The organism is Achromobacter sp. SIMBA_011 (assembly GCF_046535435.1).
Taxonomy (GTDB): Bacteria; Pseudomonadota; Gammaproteobacteria; order Burkholderiales; family Burkholderiaceae_B; genus Achromobacter; species Achromobacter dolens.
On record NZ_JAWRWN010000231.1, the window covers coordinates 1 to 307 of the forward strand.

1 pseudogene is annotated in these 307 nt (G+C 59.9%); it reads right to left on the reverse strand.

Annotated elements, in window-relative coordinates:
- Nucleotides 1-163: 163 nt before the first annotated feature.
- Nucleotides 164-307 (reverse strand): annotated as a pseudogene (locus tag SB816_RS30715) (helix-turn-helix domain-containing protein); the annotation flags it as partial.

Here is a 307-nt window from a genome sequence, read left to right on the forward strand (position 1 = left end):
GGTGTGGCCGGCCGCGTCACGCGCTTCTTGCCCGCACTTTCCGCTTCCGCAAAGATCATTTGCCGTTTCATCGTCGTGGACTCGTTCCGTGAACTTTGTTCTACAACGTCCTCGGCTGCGTCAGCGATGACCACCGAGGCGGAGAAATCAGTGTTTCCATATGACTTGGGTAGCCAACGTCCAATGCGACCTGGGTCACAGGGTGCCCTCCACTCAAACGCTCGATGGCTGTGAGCAGGCAGACCTGCTGGCGCCACTCGGCAAAGCTCACTCCGGTCTGCGCACGGAAAAGCCGGGTATCCGTGCG